Annotated in this window: 3 protein-coding genes, 1 tRNA gene and 3 rRNA genes; 2 read left to right on the top strand and 5 right to left on the bottom strand. The window is 35.8% G+C overall.

Annotated features, from left to right (window positions below):
• The first annotated feature begins 407 nt into the window (after positions 1-407).
• Positions 408-1,169, top strand: a complete 762-nt coding sequence (locus tag DWA31_RS05920; protein WP_114325716.1) for a hypothetical protein — start codon at positions 408-410, stop codon at positions 1,167-1,169.
• A 23-nt stretch (positions 1,170-1,192) separates the two neighbouring features.
• On the opposite strand, the gene DWA31_RS05915 is transcribed toward DWA31_RS05920, so the two are convergent.
• Positions 1,193-2,452: a DEAD/DEAH box helicase gene (locus tag DWA31_RS05915; protein WP_114325715.1), complete on the bottom strand. Its 1,260-nt coding sequence runs from the start codon at positions 2,450-2,452 to the stop codon at positions 1,193-1,195.
• Between the two features lie 121 nt (positions 2,453-2,573).
• Between DWA31_RS05915 and DWA31_RS05910 the strand changes: the two genes are divergently transcribed.
• Positions 2,574-4,199, top strand: a complete 1,626-nt coding sequence (locus DWA31_RS05910) for a response regulator (protein WP_114325714.1) — start codon at positions 2,574-2,576, stop codon at positions 4,197-4,199.
• 18 nt (positions 4,200-4,217) lie between these two features.
• On the opposite strand, the gene DWA31_RS05905 is transcribed toward DWA31_RS05910, so the two are convergent.
• The 4 genes from DWA31_RS05905 to DWA31_RS05890 form a co-directional block, all read right to left on the bottom strand.
• Positions 4,218-4,302: transfer RNA gene (locus DWA31_RS05905), tRNA-Tyr, on the bottom strand.
• A gap of 37 nt (positions 4,303-4,339) precedes the next feature.
• Positions 4,340-4,454, bottom strand: a 5S ribosomal RNA gene (gene rrf, locus DWA31_RS05900).
• A gap of 99 nt (positions 4,455-4,553) precedes the next feature.
• Positions 4,554-4,668: ribosomal RNA gene (gene rrf, locus DWA31_RS05895) — 5S ribosomal RNA — on the bottom strand.
• 164 nt (positions 4,669-4,832) lie between these two features.
• Positions 4,833-5,071 (bottom strand): 23S ribosomal RNA (locus DWA31_RS05890); the annotation flags it as partial.

The following is a 5,071-nucleotide window of genomic DNA, read 5'->3' as shown; positions in this document are numbered from 1 at the left end:
ATGTCAACGTTTTTCAGTGTCTTTTTTAAAAGTTTTTACAAACTTTTAAAACCGGCATTACTTAAACTAAAAGTAAAACGTTAAGTTAACTGATTCACTTCAAAAGCGATGAGTTAACTATTCAAAACATCCAGTTGGTTAAGCTTTTTAGCTGAACCCCTTGGAACTGATGCGCATTGTATAGATCTACTCGAGCAGATCAAGCGTTATTTATGATGTTTTTTTTGTTCGAATATAAATTGAACTAAACGGATGTTTATTGGACTAATCCTTAAGTGATTTGTAAAAGTCCACTTAAATACAGCGATATACATAGTAAAAATATGGCTGTATAGAATTAATCATGCTCATCTGATTGAAGGAACAATACTTGAGTCGGTGTATCGTGAAATTTGTGAGTGTTCTAAATGAAGTATATATACGTTCTATTAACTATTGCTCTAAGTCTATCGTTTCCTTCGCACAGCAATTCTTATACTTTATTAGCAGATCGACAAGAGGAACTAATTTCCAACTTATTTGACCAATTAATACAAAAACAAATTAACGCTAATTTGGCAGTTGAGCGAAGTGTTAACGCCTTACTGAAAAGCTATCCTGAACAAATTGATATTGTTTTAAAAGTTGCCCTTTCAAAATACCCTAAAAAATATAAGCAGATTATGTGTGGTGCATTAAGAGCAGAACCTGCCTTAGCAAGTGATGTTATTACAATATTATTAGAATCAAATATCGCAGCTAGTACAGATATTGTCAGTATAGCTGTCAATGAAGAGCCTGCGTATGCTGCAGAAATAGTTAATACAGCAATATATCATTACCCTGAGGAATTAGAGAATATTGTCAGAGTTGCCATCTTAATAGAGCCTGTGATGGCCAATGATGTGGTTAATAACACAATGCAAAGTTATCCAGAAAGGTTACTGGATATACTTGTTATCGCAGTTAAAGCTTTGCCAGATCAAGTTGCGGATATCGTAAGAGATACCTTAAGACTATCCGCAGATAACACAGAAGTTATTAGTATCGCTGTAAGTTCTTCTACTGGTGAGAAAGCGCGTGAGATTGTTACTTCAGCTATCCGATCAGGTATGTCAAAAGAATCCGCGACGGCTGCTGCTATTGCTGGTGGCGCAAAACAGGCTGATATAGCAAAGGTTACCCCTTAAAATATTTACCATTAGCGCCCATTCTATTTACGTCGATTTGATGATTGTCCTCTTCTACGATTACTCGTTGTTTTTCCATCCTTATTATTCGATAAGGCTTTGTTTCTAGCTTTTTGCTTATTTCCCGATTTATTAGTCTTAACAATTTTCGTCAAATCTGGTTCATAACCTGGTAGCCATTGCTGTAATAGACGAGTATCAATAACTTTTTCAATCGCTGTCAGCAGCCATTCTTCATCAGGTGATAGCAATGATATCGCCAAACCATTATTACCTGCTCGACCAGTGCGGCCGATGCGGTGTACATAATCTTCAGCAACATAGGGTAGCTCGTAATTTATAACATATCCTAAATCTACAATATCAATACCGCGCGCGGCGACATCGGTAGCAACCAAAGCTCTCACTTTCCCACTTTTAAAATCTGATAATGCTTTATCACGTGCACCTTGTGACTTATCACCATGTAAAGACTGTGTTTTAATACCGTCTTTGCACATCTCCTTAGCAAGCACATCTGCCATTATTTTGGTTCGGGTAAATATAAGCACTTGTTGCCAGTTTTTAGAGCCTATCAGATAAGATAATAATTCACGTTTTCTGTCTGAATCTACTGTATAAACTATTTGATCCACATTTTCTGCTGTTTCATTTTTGTCATCAACCGTAACAATTTTTGCATCATTGAGTAGGGAGTTACACCATTTGTAAATTGCATCGTCAAAAGTTGCAGAGAATAATAATGTTTGACGTTTTATTGGCATATATTGAAGAATTTGATCCAATTCAACTTTAAAACCAAGATCAAGCATTCGATCTGCTTCATCTAAAGTTAAAACCGTTACATTTTGTAAACTAAGATGATCGTTAGATAATAGATCAAGTAATCGGCCTGGTGTAGCAATGAGTATATCTACCCCTTGCTTAATATCTCTAATTTGTGGGTTAATACTAACACCGCCAAAAGCCGCTGATATTTTTAGATCGGTATATTTTCCGTAGGTTATAAAGCTTGAATAAATTTGTTGAACTAATTCTCTCGTGGGTGCAAGTACCAAAGCAGAAGTAAACTGTGTCTTAGTTTTCTTTTCAATTAATTTATTAAGTATTGGTAAAGCGAAAGCTGCTGTTTTTCCTGTACCTGTTTTCGCTCTAGCCATTACATCATTTTCAGCTAATATAAGTGGTATCGCTTGTTGTTGTATTTGGGTGGCTTGATTGTATTCAAGCTCTTTAAGCGCTTTTTGTAATTTGTTATTTAATGCTATATCGATAAATTTCATACATACTAATAGTTACGGTGCAATTCATTGAGTTTAACAGTTTTTGTAGTGAAGATATTGATAAGTTAAACTAGACAGTAGTTAAAATTTCAGCTAAAAATAGATTCAATTAGGAGGAGGTATGTTTAGTATTAATTATAGTAATAAGAATTTTTTAATTATTGATAACATCAAACCTTCTCACGACATTTTGAAAAAGTTTGCGATGACATTAACAACAAAGCAGGTTGATTCAACTTATTACGCGCAAAATGTCATTTCTTTGTGCTTAGAAAAACAATACGATATTATCTTATTAGGATACAATTTAGGCGAAAAACAGAAAAACGGACAACAAATCCTTGAGGAATTACGCACAAGCGAAGTAATCTCTCGGCATTGTGTGGTAATTATTATCACAGCAGAAGTTTCACAGGCAATGGTTTTAGCCGCACTTGAACATAAACCTGATAGTTACTTATGTAAACCCTACTCTATAAACGCATTACATAAACGGTTAAATAAGTGCATGATGAAAAAGCAAGCCATGCATTCAATCTATCAAGCGCTAGAAAAAGATGATAAACAGCTAACTGTTACACTCGTAAATAAAGCCTTAGCAAACAACACCCCATATCGAATAGAATGCTTAGGCATAAAATCTAGGCAGTTTTTTGAGTTGCAGCAATTTAATAAAGCTCAAAAAATTTATTTGGCTTATCAAAATGAACCAAATTGCCAATGGGCAGATATAGGGCTAGGGAAAATTGCTCTTGAGAATAAAGACCTTGTTAATGCTGAAATTATTTTTAAAAACATAATTACACAGCAGCCATTATATTTACCTGCTTACGACTGGCTAGCAGATACATATCAAACAAAGTACGATAATATAATTGCTGAAGAAACATTAGAACAGGCAATCCAATTATCACCTAGATCTGTTCGGCGACTTAAAAAGTACGCGGGACTATGCTTCGATAATAAACATTTTGAAAAAGCAGCTGATGCATATCAGCATGTCTATGAACTTGCCTATAATTCAATTCATCACTGTCCAGAAAATGCGTTATTATTTGTAAAGTCTCTTGCTGGTTACTCTGATAAATTATCACTATTAGATGCTAAAAGAATGAATAATCGCGCATTTACAATGTTATCGCAAATGAATAGAAATTTTAATCAAGCCTCGTTAAAAGTACAGTCTGATCTATTAACCGCCTGTTTACTCGAAAATATTCATGATTATGCTCTTGCCAAAGAAAAAATAACTCATGGTATGGACTTGTTAAATAAAGAACGACAAAATATGGAGACTAGTGAACTAACAGATATCGCTTATTCACTAACGAAACTAAATCGTAGCAGTAAAGCATCACTACTACTAACCTCGGTAAATCAGCAAAAAGAAAATCAATCATCATCGGCTAAAATTGGGCAACTCAGCGGTGAACAATTAAATGAAGGCTATACAATTAAAGCACAAGAAGCGCTTGCAATAGGTAAAGAACTTTATGAGAAAGAAGAATATAAGAAAGCGATTAGCTCATTAACAGAAGCTTTAGTACTATTTCCTAACCACAAACGTATTAAGCTAAATTTAATACAAGTATTGTTAAGCGCATACGAAGATGACAAATTTATGATTGATGAGTTAAAGCGAGCAAAAAAAATAATTTTAGAATTAATAACAATTACTAAAGAACATGAACTATATGCTCGGTTAAAAAAAATGCAAAAAAAATACCAGCAACTTGCTGGTATTTAGTGATTCCAATGGAATAAGTGGTGGAGGGAGGTGGATTCGAACCACCGAAGGCTGAGCCGTCAGATTTACAGTCTGATCCCTTTGGCCACTCGGGAACCCCTCCACAGGGTGATCAATTTATTAAATTGACCTAAAATGGAATCTAGCAATGTCCTACTCTCACATGGGAACTCCCACACTACCATCGGCGCTACTGCATTTCACTTCTGAGTTCGGAATGGGATCAGGTGGGTCTACAGTGCTATTGTCGCTAGATAAAAACTTTAATTGTTTAATTTACTTAAAAAACAATTTAAAAAACTAAAGCTTTAGCAAAAAGCCCGTTACTTACGTAACGGGCTTTTCTAAATAGAAGCTTAGCAATGTCCTACTCTCACATGGGAACTCCCACACTACCATCGGCGCTACTGCATTTCACTTCTGAGTTCGGAATGGGATCAGGTGGGGCTACAGTGCTATTGTCGCTAAACAAAACTTTTTAATCACTGCCTTGGCAGTAATTAGCAATCTTGGAAATTTGATATAAATCTTACAAAAGAGTTCAAGTAACACGCAAGTACGTGATGTTTTCTTTGTCAGTCTTCATACAATCACTTCATAGTCTACTTATTAGTAAAACTACTTGGGTGTTGTATGGTTAAGCCTCACGGGTAATTAGTATCAGTTAGCTCAAGGCCTCACAACCCTTACACACCTGACCTATCAACGTTGTAGTCTCCAACGACCCTTTAGGGAGCTTAAAGCTCCAGTGAGAACTCATCTCAAAGCCTGCTTCCCGCTTAGATGCTTTCAGCGGTTATCAGTTCCGAACGTAGCTACCGGGCAATGCCATTGGCATGACAACCCGAACACCAGTGGTTCGTCCACTCCGG

This window comes from Candidatus Colwellia aromaticivorans (genome assembly GCF_003333305.1).
In the GTDB taxonomy this organism is placed as follows: domain Bacteria; phylum Pseudomonadota; class Gammaproteobacteria; order Enterobacterales; family Alteromonadaceae; genus Colwellia; species Colwellia aromaticivorans.
This window is presented reverse-complemented; position numbering and strand designations above follow the sequence as displayed.